The following is an 18919-nucleotide window of genomic DNA, read 5'->3' on the forward strand; positions in this document are numbered from 1 at the left end:
GGCCGAGCACGCCGCGCGGCCGAACAACGCGACCGCGGTCAGGAGCGCTCGGCGAGCATGTCCTCCATGAGCGCGACCTCGGACTGCTGGCTCGCGACGATCGACTCGGCGAGCGAGACGACGACCGGGTAGTCGGAGCGTGCGAGCGCGGCCTCGGCCATCTCGACGGCCCCCCGGTGGTGCGCGATCATGAGCTCGAGGAACATCCGCTCGGCCTCGACGCCCTCGAGCGACGTCAGCTCCTCGACCTGCTCCGGCGTCGCCAGCCCCGGCATGGGCCCGCCGGGTTCATGCGTCGACGCGCCGTCGCCCGAGCCGTGCGCGTCGTGCGTGGCACCGTCGTCGGCGGGCAGCGACATCCACGTCATCGACGGGTCGGAGCCGAACTGGGGCAGGCCCCATTCGGCGAGCCAGCCGTACATTTGGCCGGCCTGCTGCGACTGGGTCGTGGCGATGTCGTACGCCAGCAGGCGCGTGGCCTCGTCGTCGGTCGCGTCGCGCACGATCATCGCGAGCTCGACGCCCTGCTGGTGGTGCACCTGCATGTCGCGGGCGAACCCGGCCTCGGCGCTCGTGTTCGACGGGGTCGGGTCGCCGAGCGCCGAGAGGCGCCCGACCGAGAAGGCGATCGCGGCGACCACGATCAGGGCGACGGATGCCGCGAGCACGACGGCCCAGCGGCCGAATCCGCCGCGCGACCGCTCCGTCTCGGGCTCGCCCGTGGTCAGGCTCGACTCGTCGGTCACGACACCTTTCCGGGGCCGTCGATCGCGCCGGTGCAGGAGGCGCCGGGCTCGGGCACGTCCTGGCTCAGCCAGTACTCCTCGAGGAACTCGGCGATGCGCGGGTCGTCGGCCTCGTCGACCTGGAGCTGGCTGTTCCAGCCGCTCAGCACGATCGGCGAGGGAAGGCCCTCGAAGGGCGAGAGGATCACGTAGGTGCTCGGCAGCTTCGCGCGCAGGGCCGACAGCTCGTCGTCGGAGAGCGCCTCGGGGTCGTAGGTGACCCAGACCGCGCCGTGCTCCAGCGAGTGCACCGCGTTCTCGTTCGGCACGGGCTCCTCGTAGACGCCGCAGTTCAGCCAGGCCGGGTTGTGCTGGCCGCCGGCGGGCGGAGTCTGCGGGTAGTCGACCGCGGTCTGGACGTGCTCCGAGGCGTTCTCGAACGTCTCGACGCCGTCGATCTCGGCGCCGGTGCCGCCGGCGCTGTAGTTCGCGGGCTGCGGCGCGAGCACGACGGAGGTCACGATGAGCGCGACGATGGCGACTCCCACGGCGACCGAGCTCCAGATCGCGATGCGGCGATTGCGCTTCATGCGCGCCTCGCGCTTCTTGAACTCCTCGAGCTTGCGCTCGCGCTCGATGGCGCGCTGCTGCTTGACGGTGGGCTTCTTGCCGGGCGGGGTCGCGCTCACGCGGGGGCCTTTCCTCGTGCGGGGGTCGTGCTGAGTATACGAACGCATGGGCTGGGAGAATGCCGGGCCGTGACGCCCGGTGTCGGCACGCCGGCACGCGTGCGGACGCGCCATCCGCCCGCATACCAAGCCTGCCACGAGACATCCCTCATGCCCTAGGCTGGCCGCGTGAGCTTCTCGCCTCGGTGTTGTCGTCGCTACTAGGCAGGCGACCCCTACCCATGCGTCGCGCGCCGATCCGGGCGCCGCTCAGACGCACTCCACCAGAGGATGAACACACCGGCATGAAGTACGCAGAGAACATCACCGACCTCGTCGGGAACACCCCGCTCGTGAAGCTGAATCGCGTGACCGAGGGGGTCACGGATGCCACGGTGCTCGTGAAGCTCGAGTACTTCAACCCCGGCGGCTCCGCGAAGGACCGCATCGCCGCGCGCATCATCGACGCGGCCGAGCGCGAGGGCAAGCTGAAGCCGGGCGGCACCATCGTCGAGCCCACGTCGGGCAACACGGGCGTCGGGCTCGCGCTCGTCGCGCAGCAGCGCGGGTACAAGTGCGTCTTCGTCTGCCCCGACAAGGTGTCGGAGGACAAGCGGAACGTGCTCAAGGCGTACGGCGCCGAGGTCGTCGTGACGCCGACCGCGGTCGCGCCCGACAGCCCCGAGTCGTACTACGGCGTCTCCGACCGGCTCGCGCGCGAGATCCCCGGCGCGTTCAAGCCCGACCAGTACTCCAACCCCAACGGGCCGCTCTCGCATTACGAGACCACTGGGCCCGAGATCTGGCGCGATACCGACGGCAAGATCACGCACTTCGTGGCCGGCGTCGGCACGGGCGGCACGATCACGGGCACCGGTCGGTACCTCCGCGAGGTGTCGGGCGACCGCGTGCGAATCATCGGGGCCGACCCCGAGGGCTCGGTGTACTCGGGCGGCACCGGGCGGCCGTACTTCGTCGAGGGCGTGGGCGAGGACTTCTGGCCGAGCGCGTACGACCCCAAGGTGCCGCACGAGATCATCGCCGTCTCCGATGCCGAGTCGTTCGCGATGACGCGCCGGCTCGCGCGCGAGGAGGGCATCCTCGTCGGCGGGTCGAGCGGCATGGCCGTGGTCGCGGCGCTGAAGGCCGCGGCATCCGCCGGACCCGACGACGTCTTCGTGGTGCTGCTGCCCGACTCGGGCCGCGGGTACCTCGGCAAGATCTTCAACGACAAGTGGCTGCGCGCGTACGGCTTCGGCAACGCGCCCGCGGGCCACACCGTGCGCAACCTGCTCGATGCGAAGGCCGATCGCACGGCGCCGCTCGTCTACGTGCACCCGAGCGACACGGTGCGCGAGGCGATCGACCGCATGACCGAGACGGGGGTCTCGCAGCTGGTCGTGCTCGCGGCCGAGCCGCCGGTGGTGCTCGGCGAGGTGCTCGGCGCGCTGCACGAGGACGAGCTGCTCGACCAGGTCTTCTCGGGCCGCGCGAAGCTGACCGACGAGGTCTCGACCGTCGTCGGGGAGCCGCTGCCGCTCATCGGCGTCAACGAGCCGGTCGCGACCGCGCGGCACGCGTTCGGCGACCAGCCGGCGATGCTCGTCACCGACGGCGGCAAGGCGCTCGGCGTGGTCACCCGCACCGACCTGCTCGCCTACCTCTCCTCCTGACGCGTTCCGTATTCAGGAGCAGCGAGCGGCTGAGCCATCCGCTCGGCCCAGAATCAAGTCCACAGGCTTCACAATCCCTCGGAAAGGCGCTGATCGAGATGCACGCTCCTGAAAACGGGCGCACTGCCCGCTTCGACACCCGCGCGGTCCACGCCGGGCAGGACCCCGATCCGACCACGGGCGACGTCATCCCGCCCATCCACGTGACGTCGACGTACGCGCAGGACGGCATCGGCAACCTCCGCGGCGGGTACGAGTACTCGCGCGGCGGCAACCCGACGCGCACCGCGCTCGAGACGCAGCTCGCGGCGCTCGAGGGCGGCATCCGCGGCCTCTCGTTCGCCTCGGGCCTCGCCGCTGAGGATGCGCTGCTGCGCACCGCGCTGAAGCCCGGCGACCACGTCGTCATCGGCAACGACGTCTACGGCGGCACGCACCGGCTCATCCGCCGGATCTTCGGCGACTGGGGCGTGCGCCACACCACCGTCGACACCAGCGACCTCGACGCCGTGCGCGAGGCCATCGAGCTCGGAACCACGAAGGTGCTGTGGGTCGAGACGCCCTCCAACCCGTTGATGAAGATCTCGGATGTCGCTGCCCTCGCCGAACTCGGCGACGAGGCCGGCGTGCTCGTCGTGGTCGACAACACCTTCGCCTCGCCCGCCCTGCAGCAGCCGATCGCGCTCGGCGGGCACGTGGTCGTGCACTCGACCACGAAGTACCTCGGCGGCCACTCCGACGTCGTCGGGGGAGCGCTCGTGTTCGCGGCCGGGCAGGAGGAGCTCGCCGAGCGGGTCGGGTTCACGCAGTTCGCGGCGGGCGCCGTCTCGAGCCCGTTCGACGCGTTCCTCACGACGCGCGGCATCAAGACCCTCGGCATCCGGATGGAGCGGCACAGCCGGAACGCGCTCGCGATCGCGCAACGCCTCTCCGAGCATTCCGGCATCGCGCGCGTGCTCTACCCCGGGCTCGAGTCGCACCCCGGCCACGCGCTCGCGGCGCGGCAGATGTCGGGCTTCGGCGGCATGGTCTCGATCGACCTGGCCGGCGGGGGAGCGGCGGCGAGGCGCTTCGCGGAGTCGACCGAGCTGTTCACGCTGGCCGAGTCGCTCGGCGGCGTGGAGTCGCTCGTGAACTACCCGTCGGAGATGACGCACGCGTCGGTGAAGGGGACCGAGGCGGAGGTGCCCGAGTCGATCGTGCGCCTCTCGGTCGGCATCGAGGACGTCGACGACCTGCTCGCCGACATCGACCAGGCGCTTGCGCGGCTGTAGTCGGCCACGTCCTCCCCGGCCGGGGTGACAATGGTGGTGAGGCGCGCGGCACGTCACCGGCGCCCGGGAGGTGGTCCCGATGAGCACTGCCCTCATCGTCACCCTGATCGTCGTCGGCGTCATCGCCATCGTCCTGTTCTTCATGGCGGTGCGGATCGTCAAGCAGTACGAGCGCGGCGTCGTGCTGCGGTTCGGACGCCTGCACGGCGTGCGGGAGCCGGGCATCCGGTTCATCATCCCGATCGTCGACGTGATGACGAAGGTGTCGCTGCGCATCGTGACGCTGCCGATCCAGTCGCAGGGCATCATCACGAAGGACAACGTGAGCGTCGGCGTCTCGGCGGTGGCCTACTACCGGGTGGTCGACGCGGTGAAGTCCGTGATCGCGATCGAGAACGTGAAGTCGGCGATCGACCAGATCGCCCAGACCACCCTCCGCAAGGTGATCGGGCAGCACCACCTCGACGAGGCGCTGTCCGAGACGGCGACGCTCAACGCCAACATCCGCGAGATCCTCGACGTCACGACCGCCGACTGGGGCGTCCAGGTGACGCTCGTCGAGCTGAAGGACATCCTGCTGCCCGATTCGATGAAGCGCGCGATGGCCAAGCAGGCCGAGGCCGAGCGCGAGAAGCGGGCGAAGATCATCGCCGCCGAGGGCGAGGCGCTCGCCGCGACGCAGCTGGGCGTCGCGTCCGACACGATGATGTCGCATCCGCTCGCCCTGCAGTTGCGCACGCTTCAGACGCTCGTCGAGGTCGGCGTCGACAAGAACACGCTCGTGGTGGTGCCGGCGCCGCTGATGAGCTCGATCGGCGAGCTCGCGTCGTTCCTCGACCGCGAGGCGGCGATCGCGCAGGTCCGCGGGCACTGAGCGACAATGGCAGGATGTCGCGCAACGGTGTCTTGACTGCCAGCGCGCGATGACGGCGGCATCCGGCACGATGAACGGGTGAGTTCGAGAACCCTGGATGCCGCGGCATCCGTCGACGTCGCCACCGGGCACCACGGCAGCCTCGGGCTCGTGCAGGGCACCGCGCTGTACATCGCCAGCGTGCTCGGCACCGGCATCCTGGTGCTGCCCGGGCTCGCCGCGCAGGCGGCCGGCCCGGCGTCGATCGTCGCGGTCGCGGCCGTGCTGCTGCTGTCGATCCCGCTCGCGGGCACGTTCGCCGCGCTCGCCTCGCGCTTCCCCGACGCCGGGGGCGTGGCGAGCTACGTGCGGCGCGCCCTCGGACCGACCGCGGCGCGCATGACGGGCTACTGGTTCTTCTTCGGCGTCTGCGTGGGCGCCCCGGTCGTCGCGATCCTCGGCGGCGAGTACGTCGTCGCGGTGCTCGGCGTCGATCGCGCGGCGGTGCCGGTCATCGGCTTCGCGGTCTTCCTCCCGCCGTTCATCGCGAACTGGTTCGGCGTGCGCGTCGCGGGCTGGGTGCAGTTCGTGCTGACGGGCCTGCTGCTCACGGTCGTCGTGGGCGTCGTCGCCGTGACCTTCCCCGCCGCCGACCCCGCGAACTTCACGCCCTTCCTGCCGAACGGATGGGCCGGGGTCGGTGTCGCGGTGAGCCTGTTCGTCTGGGCCTTCGCGGGCTGGGAGGTCGGCACGCACATCGCGGGCGAGTTCCGCGACCCGCGGCGCATCATCCCGTTGGCGACCGCCATCGCGATCGGCGTCGTGGGCGTCGGCTACCTCGCGCTCCAGTTCGTCACGGTGGCGGTGCTCGGCGAGCGGGCCGGGGCCAGCCAGGTGCCGCTGCTCGACCTCGTCGAGACCACGGCGCCGGGCATCGGATCGGTGCTCGTCGCGATCGTCGCCGCGATCGTCACGGTCGGCGTGGTGAACGCCTACCTGCCCGCGTTCGGCAAGCTCGGCGCCGCGCTCGGGCGCGACGGCGACCTGCCGCGGTTCCTCGCCAAGGGCGCGGCCGACGGCGAGGTGCCGCGCCGCGCGCTCGCGCTGACCGGCGTGCTGATCACCGTGTACTTCGGCCTCATGCTGATGAACGACCTCGACCTGACCGGGTTCATCCTGATCCACACGAGCAACATGGTCGCGATCTACGCCGCGGGCATGCTCGCCGCCACGCTCCTGTTGCGGCGCTGGAGCCTCGGCTGGTGGCTCGCGGTCGTCGCGACGATCATGACCGCAGGACTGCTCGCGCTCGCGTGGCAGAACCTCGTCGTACCGCTCGTGCTCGCGGCCGCCGCCGTGCTCGTCACGGTCGTGCGACGCCTGCGTCGCCGACCGCTCGCCGCCACCACCCGACAGGAGCACCGTTGACCGAGTACCGCGCCGTCCTCGACGCCGAGATCGACTTCGTGAACGGAGGTGGGCTGCGAACCGAGGGCTTCCGCCTCGACCTGCCGTCGGCCGACCTCACCGAGTCGCAGGTCGGCGAACTTCTCGTCCGTCACCTCGGGCTCGCGATGGTGGGGCGCGTCGAGCTCTCGAAGCTCGAGATCGTCGAGGAGGCGCACAAGGGGTCGCGCGGCGTCGGCAGCGCCGGGGCCGATGCCGCGGCATCCGCCGCCGGCACGGCGACGCGCGGCGAGCTCGTCGACCTGAGCCATGCCATCCGCGCCGGGCTCGTCACGTATCCCGGCATCCCCGCGCCGACGATCACGCCGCACCTCACGCGCGAGGCGTCGCGCGAGCACTACGCGCCGGGCACCGAGTTCGCCATCGACCTCATCACGATGGCGGGCAACACAGGCACCTACCTCGACAGCCCCTACCACCGCTACGCCGAGGGCGGCGACCTCGCGAGCCTCGACCTCGCGACGCTCGCGGGCCTGCCGGCCGAGGTCTTCCACCTCGCCGATGCCGCGAGCCGCGGCATCCCCGCCGAGGTGTTCCTCGACCGCGACCTCGCCGGCACTGCCGTGCTGCTGCACACCGGGTGGAGCCGTCACTTCGGCACGCCGGAGTACGCCCACGGCGCGCCCTTCCTCACCGAGGCCGGTGCGCAGCACCTCGTCGATGCGAAGGTCGCGCTGGTCGGGATCGATTCGCTCAACATCGACGACACCGAATCCGGGGGGCAGCGCCCGGCGCACTCGATCCTCCTCGCCGCGGGCGTGCACGTCGTCGAGCACCTGACGTCGCTCGACCGGGTGCCCCCGCGCGGGGCGCGGTTCACGGCCGTCCCGCCCCGGGTCGAGGGGTTCGGCACCTTCCCCGTGCGCGCGTTCGCCGAGCTTCCGGTCGGTCGCTCCGGCGCGTGATCGCCGCTCGCCAGGGTCCGCGGCAGGTGCGGGCGCCATCCGTTCGCCTGTCGAACCGCTGCGGATCGCGCGTCGCTGCTGGCACGCGCGGGCGTTTCCGGGTGAGGATGGTTCCCATGACCGCCCACGCGTACGCGCTCGCCGACGGCAACACGATCCCTGCGATCGGACTGGGCACGTACGGTCTGAACGACCAGAGCGGCGTGGATGCCATCGTGTCCGCCATCCACGACGGCTACCGCCTGATCGACACCGCCTACAACTACGGCAACGAGGAGGTGGTGGCCGAGGCGATCCGCCGCTCCGAGGTCGACCGGAGCGACCTCTTCGTCACGACGAAGCTGCCGGGGCGCCACCACGGCACCGAGGAGACGCTCGCGAGCTTCGAGCAGTCGCGGCGGCGCCTCGACCTCGACTGGGTCGACCTGTACCTCATCCACTGGCCGAACCCGAAGCGCGATCGGTACGTCGACAGCTGGCGCTCGATGATCAAGCTGAAGGAGCGCGGCGTCGTGCGCTCGATCGGCGTCTCGAACTTCACGCCCGCGATGCTCGACCGGCTGGCCGGCGAGACCGGGCTCATGCCCGTGGTCAACCAGGTCGAGCTGCACCCGTACTTCCCCCAAGCCGAGCTGCGCGCGTATCACGCCGAGCACGCGATCCGCACTGAGAGCTGGAGCCCGCTCGCCAAGCGCAGCGAGCTGCTGGCCGAGCCCGTGATCGGCGAGGTCGCCGCGCGGCACAGCGCGTCGCCCGCGCAGGTCGTGCTGGCGTGGCACCTCGCGCTCGGGGCAGTGCCGATCCCGAAGTCCGCCGACGCCGAGCGGCGCCGGCAGAACCTGGACGTGTTCGACATCGAGCTCGACCCGGCCGAGGTCGAGGCGATCTCCGGGCTCGAGCGCGGGCGACTCTGGGGCGCCGACCCCGACGTGCACGAGGAGCTGTAGGCGCGGCGGCGCCCGCCGCATCGCTCGGTCGTTGCGCCGATCGTCGCGTCACTGTCCGATTCCGGCCGGTCGGCGGCGGAATCGACGGCGACGGATGTCGCGGGGCCATCGTAGGCTCGATCGGGTGAGCGAACGCACCACCCCCGCACCGTCCGACGCCGTCGAGGTTCCGGTCGGGGGCCCGCTCGCCCGCCCGTGGCGGTGGCTGTCGCTCGGCATGTTCGCGCTGATCTTCCTCGCGGCGTTCGAGGTGCTCGCCGTGACCACCGTGATGCCGCTCGTCGCGGCCGACCTCGACGGCGAGCACCTCTACGCGCTCGCGTTCTCGGTGCCCCTCGCCGCCGGCGTGGTGGGCATGGTCGTCGCCGGCAACTGGAGCGACCGTTCGGGTCCGCTGCCGCCGCTCCTCGGAGCGGGCGTGCTGTTCGTCGTCGGCCTGGTGATCGCGGGCCTCGCCCCGAACATGCCCGTGCTGGTCCTCGGACGGCTCGTGCACGGCATCGGCGGCGCCGCGGTGATCGTGCCGCTCTACGTGATCGTGGCGCGCGTCTACCCCGAGTCCGTGCGGTCGCGCGTGTTCGCGGGCTTCGCGGCGGCCTGGGTCATCCCGTCGATCGTCGGGCCCGCGGTGGCCGGGTTCATCGCCGAGCAGTTCGACTGGCGCTGGGTGTTCCTCGGCGTGATCGCGCTCGTGCTGCCCGCCGGCGCGATGATGCTCGTGCCGCTGCTGCGCGTGCTCGACCGTGTGCAGGGCGACCCGACGGTGCCGTGGAGCGCGTCGCGGATGGCGTGGTCGGTGCTCGCCGCCGTCGCCGCGCTGGGCGTCAGCCTCGCGAAGGAGCTTCCCGAGCCGTGGCGGTGGGTCATCGCGGTCGTCGCCATCGCGGTCACGATCGTCGCGGTGCGGCCGCTGTTCCCGCCCGGCACGCTCCGGGCCGCACGCGGCATGCCCGCGACCGTGCTCATGCGCGCGATCGTCGCCGGCGCGTTCTTCGGCACCGAGATCTACCTGCCCTACCTGCTGATCGACCGCTACGAGTTCTCGCCGAGCCTCGCGGGCGCGGTGCTCACGGGCGCGGGCATCTCATGGGCCGTCGCCTCCTGGCTGCAGGGCCGGCTCGGCGATCGCATCTCGAACACCGACGTGGTCCGGATCGGCGCCGCACTGCTCGCCATGTCGCTCGTCGTCGTGCTCGCCGTCGCGGCGTTCGGGCTCGCGCCGGCGGTCGCGTTCGTCGCGTGGACGCTCTGCGGTGCGGCAATGGGGTTCATGTACCCGCGGTTCTCGGTGTCGGTGCTCGAGCAGTCGCAGCCCGAGGCGCAGGGGTTCAACAGCGCGGCCCTGACGATCGGCGAGTCGCTCGGCGCGGCGGTCGCACTCGCCATCACGGCGCTCGTCGCGAGCGTCGTCGGGCCCGGAGCGTTCACGGCCGAATTCCTGGTGACCGTGGCGATCGCACTCGTCGGCGTGGCGATCGCCTCACGGGTCCGGCCCGCAATCTCAGGGATGTGACCGTCACAATGTGACCGTCACATTCGCCGCGTGGGCGTGCATAATGGTCGCGGCGGCATGTGTGACCGTGAACATGCCGAGATCGATCGAGGTCACCGTGCCAGAGCCGACGCAGGAGTCCACACGAGGACGCGCGCCCAGCATCCGCGATGTCGCGCGCCTGGCGGGGGTCTCGCACCAGACCGTCTCCCGCGTGCTCAACCAGCACCCGAGCATCCGGCCCGAGACCAAGCAACGCGTGCTCGACGTGATGGCCGAGCTGCAGTACAAGCCCAACCGCGCGGCCCGTGCGCTCGTGACCAGCCGGTCGCACACGATCGGCATCCTCTCGGCCTCGAGCACGCACTACGGTCCGGCGTCGAGCATCGCCGCGATCGAGGCCGCCGCGCGCGAGGCCGGCTACTGGGTCACCACGGCGAACATCGAGTCCTCCGACGCGGGCTCGATCGCCGACGGGCTCGCGCACCTCGCCGCGCAGGGCATCGAGGGACTCGTGGTCATCGCGCCGCAGGTGCGCGTGTTCGACACCCTCGCCCAGCTCTCGATCGACGTGCCCTACGTGTCGCTGCAGTCCACGGGCCGAGACCCCGACCACGCGCTGTCGGTCGACCAGATCGCCGGTGCCCGCATGGCGACGCGGCACCTCATCGAGCAGGGCCACCGGCAGATCTACCACCTGACCGGGCCTCGGGACTGGATCGAGGCCGAGGCGCGGATGCGCGGGTTCCTCGACGAGATGGGCGCGCAGGACGTGCCCACGACCGCCCCGATCCTCGGCGACTGGACGGCCGACTTCGGCTACCACGCCGGCCGGGAGCTGCTCACCGTGCGGGACTTCACCGCGATCTTCGCCTCGAACGACCAGATGGCGCTCGGGGTCATGCACGCCGTGCGCGATGCCGGGCTCGAGATCCCGCGCGACGTCTCGGTCGTGGGATTCGATGACATCCCCGAGGCGGCGCACTTCTGGCCGCCCCTGACGACCGTGCGGCAGGACTTCGCCGAGCTGGGTCGGCGGTGCGTGGCACTCCTGCTCGGCGACCTCGACCCCTCCGCGCCCGAGTACCGCGGCACGATCGTGCCCGAGCTCGTGATCCGCGGGTCGGTCGGGGCACCGGCGTTCTAGCTCGGGGCGGCCGCGGGTCGGCGAGTGCGCGAGTGCGCGAGTGCGCCGGACTGCGAACCCGCGCCGCGGTCGGTCCGCGAGCTCACGCCGCGCGAGATCCGCGCGCATGACGGGGTCCGACGGCACGTTACCGTTCCGTGACCTTCGACGAGTTGACAGGCTCCGTTCGGATGTGGCTAACATGTGACTCGCCATGTGAACGGTCACATCACGAGTCACACGGCCACGAGATCCACCGCCGTCGATGACGGCCCGCACCGACGACGAGGGAGTCCCGCGTGACCAGCTTCGGCCCGCAGATCGAGGTCGCCATCGCGCGGGTGCGCGCTGACGTGGCCCGGCTGCACGGCGAGCTGACCCGCTACGGGCTCGTCGTCTGGACCGGCGGGAACGTCTCGGGGCGGGTGCCGGGCGCCGACCTGTTCGTGATCAAGCCCTCGGGCGTGAGCTACGACGACCTGGCGCCCGAGAACATGATCCTCTGCGACCTCGACGGAAACGCCATCCCCGGCACGCCGGGCTCCGAGCGCGCTCCGTCCTCCGACACCGCGGCCCACGCCTACGTGTACCGGCACATGCCCGAGGTCGGCGGCGTCGTGCACACGCACTCGACCTACGCGACGGCGTGGGCGGCGCGCGGCGAGCAGATCCCGTGCGTCATCACGGCGATGGCCGACGAGTTCGGCGGGCCGATCCCGGTGGGTCCGTTCGCGATCATCGGCGACGACTCGATCGGCCGCGGCATCGTCGAGACGCTCACCGGGCACCGGAGCCGGGCCGTGCTGATGCAGAACCACGGCCCGTTCACGATCGGTGCGAACGCCAAGGACGCGGTCAAGGCCGCGGTCATGGTCGAGGACGTGGCGCGCACCGTGCACCTCGCGCGCGACCAGGGCGAGCTGATCCCGATCCCCCAGGAGGCGATCGACCGGTTGTACGACCGGTACCAGAACGTGTACGGACAGGCGACGGACGCCCGACGTACCGCCCACAACTGAAGAGCTTGCGGCACCCGCGCTCCAGAACGGATGCCGCAGGGAAGTCGGTCGTCATGGACGAGGCCGGCTTTTCGAAACGTCACCAGGACGTCCATGACCACACAGTGAAAGGACACACCGTGAACAGCACGAAGAAGGTGCTCCTCGCCACGCTGGCGGCCGGTTCGATGCTCGCGCTCGCCGCGTGCTCGGGCGGCGCGGGCGGCGACGGAGGCGGCGACGGCGGCCTCATCGGCGTCGCGATGCCCACCAAGAGCTCGGAGCGCTGGATCCAGGACGGCGACTCCGTCAAGGAGCAGCTCGAGGAGCAGGGCTTCAGCGTCGACCTCCAGTACGCCGAGGACGACATCCCCACGCAGGTCTCGCAGGTCGAGAACATGATCACCAAGGGCGCCGAGGCCCTGATCATCGCCGCGATCGACGGCACCACGCTGTCGGAGGTCCTCCAGACCGCCGCCGACGCGGACATCCCGGTCATCGCGTACGACCGCCTCATCCGCGACTCCGAGAACGTCGACTACTACGCCTCGTTCGACAACTTCGTCGTCGGTCAGCAGCAGGCGTGGTCGGTGCTCAACGGCCTCGGCCTGACCGAGCTCGACGGCACGCCGATCGAGGGCGCCCCCGAGGGTCCGTTCAACATCGAGCTGTTCGCCGGCTCTCTCGACGACAACAATGCGTTCTTCTTCTTCGACGGCGCGATGTCGGAGCTCCAGCCGCTGATCGACGACGGCACGCTCGTCGTGAAGTCGGGCCAGACCGACATCGAGCAGGTCGCGACGCTCCGCTGGGACGGCGAGACCGCGCAGAGCCGCATGGAGGACATCCTCACGGCGGACTACTCCGACGGCTCGACGGTCGACGCGGTGCTCTCGCCGTACGACGGCATCTCGCGCGGCATCATCTCGGCCCTCACCGACGCCGGCTACACGGTCGGCGACGAGTGGCCGATCATCTCCGGCCAGGACGCCGAGCTCGACTCGGTCAAGGCCATCAACTCCGGTGAGCAGTACGCGACCATCTTCAAGGACACCCGCGACCTCGCGACCGTGGCCGTCGACATGGCGACCGCCCTGCTCGAGGGCGAGGAGCCCGAGGTCAACAACACCGAGGACTACGACAACGGCGTGAAGGTCGTGCCGTCGTACCTCCTCGACCCCGTGATCGTCGTCAAGGACAACATCACCGAGGTCCTGGTCGACAGCGGCTACTGGACCGAAGAGGAAATCAACGGCTGATTCGCCGCTGAGCCGAATCGGATGATGCAACCCCGCGTGTCGGGACCTGCGGCGGGAGTACTCTCGCCTCAGGTCCCGGCCGCGGCATCCGTCGCACCGGACGGCGCGCCGGCAATGGAGCAGGAGCAAGGATGACCAACCACATTCTCGAGATGCGCGGCATCACGAAGACGTTCCCCGGCGTCAAGGCCCTCTCGAACGTCAACTTCGAGGTCGAACGCGGCGAGGTGCACGCGATCTGCGGCGAGAACGGCGCCGGCAAGTCGACCCTCATGAAGGTGCTGTCGGGCGTGTACCCGCACGGCACCTACGACGGCGAGATCGTCTTCGAGGGCGAGACGGTCGCCTTCAAGGACCTCACCGATTCCGAGGCCAAGGGCATCGTGATCATCCACCAGGAGCTCGCACTGAGCCCCTACCTGTCGATCGCCGAGAACATCTTCCTCAACAACGAGCAGAAGGGCGCCGGCGGTCTCATCGACTGGAACAAGACGAACTTCGAGGCTGCGAAGCTGCTCGCCCGAGTCGGCCTGCGGGAGAACCCCACGACGAAGATCCGCGAGATCGGCGTGGGCAAGCAGCAGCTCGTCGAGATCGCGAAGGCGCTCTCGAAGCGGGTGAAGCTGCTGATCCTCGACGAGCCGACCGCGGCCCTGAACGACGAGGACTCCGACCACCTGCTCGACCTGATCCTGCACCTCAAGGGGCAGGGCATCACGTCGATCATCATCAGCCACAAGCTCAACGAGATCAAGAAGGTCGCCGACACGGTCACGGTCATTCGCGACGGCAAGACGATCGAGACGATCGCGAAGCAGGATGTCACCGAGGACCGCATCATCAAGGACATGGTGGGTCGCGACCTCGAGCACCGGTACCCCGACCACACGCCGAACATCGGCGAGGAGCTGCTCCGCGTCGAGGACTGGACCGCGCACCACCCGCAGGACACGTCGCGCGTGATCGTCGACAACGTCAACCTGCACGTCCGCGCCGGTGAGATCGTCGGCATCGCCGGGCTGATGGGCGCCGGTCGCACCGAGTTCGCGATGAGCCTGTTCGGCCAGTCGTACGGGTCGAGGATCACGGGCAAGGTGTTCCTGCGCGGCAAGGAGATCAAGACCCGCACGGTCGCCGAGGCGATCTCGAACGGCATCGCGTACGCCACCGAAGACCGCAAGACCTACGGGCTCAACCTCATCGAGGACATCAAGCGGAACATCTCGATGGCGTCCCTCCGCAAGCTGGAGAAGTACGGCCTCGTGCACGACAACGAGGAGTACGCGGTCGCCAACGAGTACCGCAAGTCGATGAACATCAAGGCGCCGAACGTGCTCGTCAAGACGGGCAAGCTCTCGGGCGGCAACCAGCAGAAGGTCGTGCTTTCGAAGTGGATCTACTCCGACCCCGACGTGCTGATCCTCGATGAGCCGACCCGCGGCATCGACGTGGGCGCCAAGTACGAGATCTACACGATCATCAACAAGCTCGCCGCGCAGGGCAAGGGGATCATCGTGATCTCGTCCGAGCTGCCCGAGCTGCTCGGCATCTGCGACCGCGTCTACGCCCTCTCCGAGGGCCGCATCACGGGGGAACTCCCCGTCGAGGAGGCCACGCCCGAGGCGATGCTCAAGCTCATGACCATGGAAAAGCCCCGCTAGCCCGCGGCTGACGGATCACATCAGGAGACATCATGTCGAATCCGAATCCCCCCACCATCGAGGAAACCCACGCGGCGGGCAGCAACATCAATCCCGTCCAGAACAAGTTCACCGACCGGCTGACGCACGTGCTCAGCGACCTCGGTCGCAACGGCATCTTCATCGCGCTGCTCGCCGTCGTGATCCTGTTCGCGATCCTCACCGACGGCATCCTCCTCCGTCCGCAGAACATCTCGAACCTGGTCGTGCAGAACGGGTACATCCTCGTCCTCGCGATCGGCATGGTGATGGTCATCATCGCCGGGCACATCGACCTGTCGGTCGGCTCGGTCGCGGCCTTCGTCGGCGCGTGTTCGGGCGTGTTCGCGGTGCAATGGGGCCTGCCGTGGTGGCTCTCGGTGCTGCTCTCGCTCGGCATCGGCGCGCTCGTCGGCGTCTGGCAGGGCTTCTGGATCGCGTACGTCGGCATCCCCGCGTTCATCGTGACGTTGGCCGGCATGCTCATCTTCCGCGGCCTCGCGCTGGTCGTGCTCGGCAACGCGAACATCGGGTCGTTCCCGGCCGAGTACCGCGCGCTCGGCAACGGCTTCGTCACCGACGTGTTCGGCCTCGGGTTCGAGGTGGATCCGCTCACGCTGGGCGTCGGCGCGTTGGCCATCGTGATCCTCGTCGTCCAGCAGGTGCGCACGCGCCGCGGCCGCCAGAAGTACGGCCAGGACGTCGAGCCGATCGCGTGGTTCGTCACGAAGCTCGTGCTGATCTCGGCGGCGATCGGGTTCTTCGCCTACGCGCTCGCGTCCTACAAGGGCATCCCGATCACCCTGATCATCCTCGGCGTGCTGGTGCTCGTGTACAGCGTGGTCATGAACCGCACGGTGTTCGGCCGGCACATCTACGCGATCGGCGGCAACCGCCACGCGGCCGAGCTGTCCGGCATCAAGACCCGCCGCGTCGACTTCTGGCTGTTCGTGAACATGGGCTTCCTGGCGGCACTCGCCGGCCTCATCTTCACGGCCCGCCTGAACCTCGCCGGCCCGAAGGCGGGTGACGGCTTCGAGCTCGAGGCGATCTCGGCGGCGTTCATCGGCGGCGCGGCCGTCCAGGGTGGCGTCGGCACGATCGGCGGCGCGATCATCGGTGGTCTGATCATCGGTGTCCTGAACAACGGCATGTCGATCCTCGGCATCGGCATCGAGTGGCAGCAGGCCGTCAAGGGCATGGTGCTGCTGCTCGCGGTCGCGTTCGACGTGTACAACAAGCGGCGATCGGGCAGCAGCTAGGCCGTACGACTCCCGATGCGACGAGGGGCGGATGCTGCGGCATCCGCCCCTCGTCGCATGCTCACGCACCCATCCGTGGGTTGAGGTGCGGGTTCGTTAGCGCTAACATCGATCTTCGTTAGCGCTAACGAAACCGGACGAAGGAGTCGCCGCATGGCGTTCGAACCTCAGATCGACGCGGCGATCGCCACGGTACGGGAGGACGTCGCGCGGCTGCACGGCGAGCTGACCCGCTACGGGCTCGTCGTCTGGACCGGCGGCAACGTCTCGGGGCGGGTGCCCGGCGCCGACCTGTTCGTGATCAAGCCGTCCGGCGTCTCGTACGACGACCTGGCGCCCGAGAACATGATCCTCTGCGACCTCGACGGCAACGCCATCCCCGGCACGCCGGGCTCGGAGCGCGCCCCGTCGAGCGACACCGCCGCGCATGCGTACGTCTACCGCAACATGCCCGAGGTCGGCGGCGTCGTGCACACGCACTCGACCTACGCGACGGCGTGGGCGGCGCGCGGCGAGCAGATCCCGTGCGCGATCACGGCGATGGCCGACGAGTTCGGCGGGCCGATCCCGGTGGGTCCGTTCGCGATCATCGGCGACGACTCGATCGGCCGCGGCATCGTCGAGACGCTCACCGGGCACCGGAGCCGGGCCGTGCTGATGCAGAACCACGGCCCGTTCACGATCGGTGCGAACGCGAAGGACGCGGTCAAGGCGGCGGTCATGGTCGAGGATGTCGCGCGCACCGTCCACTTCGCCCGCGAGGCCGGCCCGCTCATCCCGATTCCGCAGGAGGCGATCGACCGCCTCTTCGATCGCTACCAGAACGTCTACGGACAGGCTGCGGACGCTCGACGGGTCTCGACAGGCTCGACCACCACGATCGGACAGAAGGAGGACGCTCGGCGATGAGCGACACCCTGAACAGCACGGATGGCGCGCGCGCCGCGATCCTCGACGGGCGCACGACGCTCGGCATCGAGTTCGGTTCGACGCGCATCAAGGCGTGCCTCGTCGGCGAGGACCCCACGCAGGTGCTCGCGGTCGGCAGCCACGAGTGGGAGAACGAGTTCGTCGACCGGCGCTGGACCTACTCGCTCGAGGCCGTCGAGGCCGGGCTGCAGGCCGCGTACGCCGACCTCGTCGCCGACGCGCAGCGCCGCCACGGCGCGCAGCCCACGACGTTCGGCGCCGTCGGCGTCTCGGCGATGATGCACGGCTACCTCGCCTTCGGTGGCGACGACGAGCTGCTCGTGCCGTTCCGCACGTGGCGCAACACCTCCACCGGTGCCGCGGCCGCGGAGCTCAGCGAGCAGTTCGGGCTCAACATCCCGCTGCGCTGGTCGATCGCGCACCTGCACCAGGCGGTGCTCGACGAGGAGGCGCACGTCGGCGACATCCGCTTCGCCACGACCCTCGCCGGGTACGTGCACTGGCGGCTGACGGGCCGGAAGGTGCTCGGCGTGGGCGACGCGTCGGGCATGTTCCCGATCGACGCGGCGACGCACGACTACGACGCGCGGCTCATCGGCATCTACGACGGGCTCGTCGCCGAGCGCGCGCCCGGCCTGAAGGTCGCCGAGCTGCTGCCCGAGGTGCTGCCCGCCGGGCAGGAGGCCGGGCGGCTCACCGCGGCCGGCGCCGCGTACCTCGACCCGTCCGGGGTGCTGCAGCCGGGTGTGCCGCTCTGCCCGCCCGAGGGCGACGCCGGCACCGGCATGGTCGCGACCAATGCGGTCGCGCCGCGCACCGGCAACGTCAGCGCCGGCACGAGCATCTTCGCGATGGTCGTGCTCGAGCGCCCGCTCTCGCATGCCCACCACGAGCTCGACCTCGTCACGACGCCGGCGGGCGACCCCGTCGCGATGGTGCACTGCAACAACGGCGCGAGCGAGCTCGCCGCCTGGGCCGGCGTGTTCGCGCGGTTCGCCGCGGCATCCGGCAACGAGGTCGGCACCGACGCCGTGTTCGAGGTGCTGTTCCGCGAGGCGCTCGAGGGCGAGCACGACGCCGGCGGGCTGCTGGCCTTCAACCACCTGTCGGGCGAGCCGATCGCGGGTCTGACCGAGGGCCGCCCCCTCATCGTGCGCACGCCCGACAGCCGCCTCACCCTCGCCAACTTCATGCGCGCCCAGCTCTACGGCGTGTACGGCACGCTCGCACTCGGCATGCGCGTGCTCGACGGTGAGGGCGTCGAGATCGACCGCATGTACGCGCACGGCGGCATCTTCCGCACCGCGGGCGTCGCCCAGCGGCTGCTCGCCGCCGCGCTCGACGCGCCGGTCGCGGTCGGCGAGACCGCGTCCGAGGGCGGGGCGTGGGGGATGGCGGTACTCGCGTCGTACCTCGCGTCGCCCGACGGCGTCGACCTCGGCACCTACCTCGACCAGCACGTCTTCGCGGGCACCGCGTTCGACACCGTCCAGCCCGACCCCGATGACGTCGCCGGCTTCTCCGCCTACCTCGCCCGCTACCGCGCCGGACTCGCCGCCGAGGCCGCCGCCGTCGAGGCCCTCTGACCCCGAGTGGGCGAAGTTGGCGAGGTGAACAGCGTGGGAGCCGCCAAGATCGCCCACTCGAAACCAACGAACGGA

The 18919-nt window shown here is 70.2% G+C and carries 16 protein-coding genes; 14 read left to right on the forward strand and 2 right to left on the reverse strand.

Features of this window, described 5'->3' with window-relative positions:
• Window positions 1-38: 38 nt before the first annotated feature.
• Entirely contained in the window at window positions 39-746 is a 708-nt protein-coding gene (locus tag AC3RKB_RS08685) for a DUF305 domain-containing protein (RefSeq protein ID WP_491435687.1), read from the reverse strand.
• Window positions 743-1414 (reverse strand): thioredoxin-like domain-containing protein, encoded by a 672-nt coding sequence (locus AC3RKB_RS08690; protein ID WP_491435688.1) that lies wholly within the window; start codon window positions 1412-1414, stop codon window positions 743-745. The genes AC3RKB_RS08685 and AC3RKB_RS08690 overlap by 4 nt, the downstream gene beginning before the upstream one ends.
• Before the next feature lie 284 nt (window positions 1415-1698).
• On the opposite strand from AC3RKB_RS08690, the gene AC3RKB_RS08695 reads away from it, so the two are divergent.
• The 14 genes from AC3RKB_RS08695 to AC3RKB_RS08760 all read left to right on the forward strand — a co-directional run bounded on the left by AC3RKB_RS08695 (window position 1699) and on the right by AC3RKB_RS08760 (window position 18844).
• On the forward strand, window positions 1699-3066 hold the full coding sequence (locus tag AC3RKB_RS08695; protein ID WP_491435689.1) for a cystathionine beta-synthase: 1368 nt from the start codon (window positions 1699-1701) through the stop codon (window positions 3064-3066).
• A 98-nt stretch (window positions 3067-3164) separates the two neighbouring features.
• The gene (locus AC3RKB_RS08700; RefSeq protein WP_491435690.1) at window positions 3165-4340 is read left to right on the forward strand and encodes a cystathionine gamma-synthase; all 1176 of its coding nucleotides are present in this window, start codon (window positions 3165-3167) and stop codon (window positions 4338-4340) included.
• A gap of 79 nt (window positions 4341-4419) precedes the next feature.
• Window positions 4420-5214 (forward strand): slipin family protein, encoded by a 795-nt coding sequence (locus AC3RKB_RS08705; RefSeq protein WP_491435691.1) that lies wholly within the window; start codon window positions 4420-4422, stop codon window positions 5212-5214.
• 78 nt (window positions 5215-5292) lie between these two features.
• Window positions 5293-6621: an APC family permease gene (locus AC3RKB_RS08710; protein ID WP_491435692.1), complete on the forward strand. Its 1329-nt coding sequence runs from the start codon at window positions 5293-5295 to the stop codon at window positions 6619-6621.
• Window positions 6618-7565, forward strand: a complete 948-nt coding sequence (locus AC3RKB_RS08715) for a cyclase family protein (protein WP_491435693.1) — start codon at window positions 6618-6620, stop codon at window positions 7563-7565. The genes AC3RKB_RS08710 and AC3RKB_RS08715 overlap by 4 nt, the downstream gene beginning before the upstream one ends.
• Window positions 7566-7681: 116 nt before the next feature.
• Window positions 7682-8512, forward strand: coding sequence for an aldo/keto reductase (locus AC3RKB_RS08720; protein WP_491435694.1), 831 nt, complete (start codon window positions 7682-7684; stop codon window positions 8510-8512).
• A 124-nt stretch (window positions 8513-8636) separates the two neighbouring features.
• Entirely contained in the window at window positions 8637-10025 is a 1389-nt protein-coding gene (locus AC3RKB_RS08725) for an MFS transporter (protein WP_491435695.1), read from the forward strand.
• Window positions 10026-10098: 73 nt separating this feature from the next.
• Window positions 10099-11151, forward strand: a complete 1053-nt coding sequence (locus AC3RKB_RS08730) for a LacI family DNA-binding transcriptional regulator (protein WP_491436791.1) — start codon at window positions 10099-10101, stop codon at window positions 11149-11151.
• Between the two features lie 278 nt (window positions 11152-11429).
• A complete protein-coding gene (locus AC3RKB_RS08735) occupies window positions 11430-12149 on the forward strand; it encodes an L-ribulose-5-phosphate 4-epimerase (RefSeq protein ID WP_491435696.1) in 720 nt (239 codons plus the stop codon).
• 167 nt (window positions 12150-12316) lie between these two features.
• Complete coding sequence (chvE, locus tag AC3RKB_RS08740) at window positions 12317-13387, forward strand: multiple monosaccharide ABC transporter substrate-binding protein (RefSeq protein WP_491436792.1); 1071 nt, start codon at window positions 12317-12319, stop codon at window positions 13385-13387.
• Between the two features lie 131 nt (window positions 13388-13518).
• The gene (mmsA, locus tag AC3RKB_RS08745) at window positions 13519-15048 is read left to right on the forward strand and encodes a multiple monosaccharide ABC transporter ATP-binding protein (protein ID WP_491435697.1); all 1530 of its coding nucleotides are present in this window, start codon (window positions 13519-13521) and stop codon (window positions 15046-15048) included.
• Between the two features lie 32 nt (window positions 15049-15080).
• A complete protein-coding gene (gene mmsB / locus AC3RKB_RS08750; protein ID WP_491435698.1) occupies window positions 15081-16328 on the forward strand; it encodes a multiple monosaccharide ABC transporter permease in 1248 nt (415 codons plus the stop codon).
• A 153-nt stretch (window positions 16329-16481) separates the two neighbouring features.
• On the forward strand, window positions 16482-17237 hold the full coding sequence (locus AC3RKB_RS08755; protein WP_491435699.1) for an L-ribulose-5-phosphate 4-epimerase: 756 nt from the start codon (window positions 16482-16484) through the stop codon (window positions 17235-17237).
• A complete protein-coding gene (locus AC3RKB_RS08760; protein ID WP_491435700.1) occupies window positions 17234-18844 on the forward strand; it encodes a xylulokinase in 1611 nt (536 codons plus the stop codon). Before AC3RKB_RS08755 ends, AC3RKB_RS08760 begins: the two co-directional genes overlap by 4 nt.
• Window positions 18845-18919 lie beyond the last annotated feature (75 nt).

It is taken from the genome of Agromyces capsici (genome assembly GCF_058349965.1).

What these genes read in the sequence shown, in the direction of transcription:
- AC3RKB_RS08695 (WP_491435689.1), top strand. Translation starts at nt 1,699, where the DNA reads ATGAAGTACGCAGAGAACATCACCGACCTCGTCGGGAACACCCCGCTC.
- AC3RKB_RS08700 (WP_491435690.1), top strand. Translation starts at nt 3,165, where the DNA reads ATGCACGCTCCTGAAAACGGGCGCACTGCCCGCTTCGACACCCGCGCG.
- AC3RKB_RS08705 (WP_491435691.1), top strand. Translation starts at nt 4,420, where the DNA reads ATGAGCACTGCCCTCATCGTCACCCTGATCGTCGTCGGCGTCATCGCC.
- AC3RKB_RS08720 (WP_491435694.1), top strand. Translation starts at nt 7,682, where the DNA reads ATGACCGCCCACGCGTACGCGCTCGCCGACGGCAACACGATCCCTGCG.
- AC3RKB_RS08730 (WP_491436791.1), top strand. Translation starts at nt 10,099, where the DNA reads ATGCCGAGATCGATCGAGGTCACCGTGCCAGAGCCGACGCAGGAGTCC.
- chvE (WP_491436792.1), top strand. Translation starts at nt 12,317, where the DNA reads ATGCTCGCGCTCGCCGCGTGCTCGGGCGGCGCGGGCGGCGACGGAGGC.
- mmsA (WP_491435697.1), top strand. Translation starts at nt 13,519, where the DNA reads ATGACCAACCACATTCTCGAGATGCGCGGCATCACGAAGACGTTCCCC.
- mmsB (WP_491435698.1), top strand. Translation starts at nt 15,081, where the DNA reads ATGTCGAATCCGAATCCCCCCACCATCGAGGAAACCCACGCGGCGGGC.
- AC3RKB_RS08755 (WP_491435699.1), top strand. Translation starts at nt 16,482, where the DNA reads ATGGCGTTCGAACCTCAGATCGACGCGGCGATCGCCACGGTACGGGAG.
- AC3RKB_RS08760 (WP_491435700.1), top strand. Translation starts at nt 17,234, where the DNA reads ATGAGCGACACCCTGAACAGCACGGATGGCGCGCGCGCCGCGATCCTC.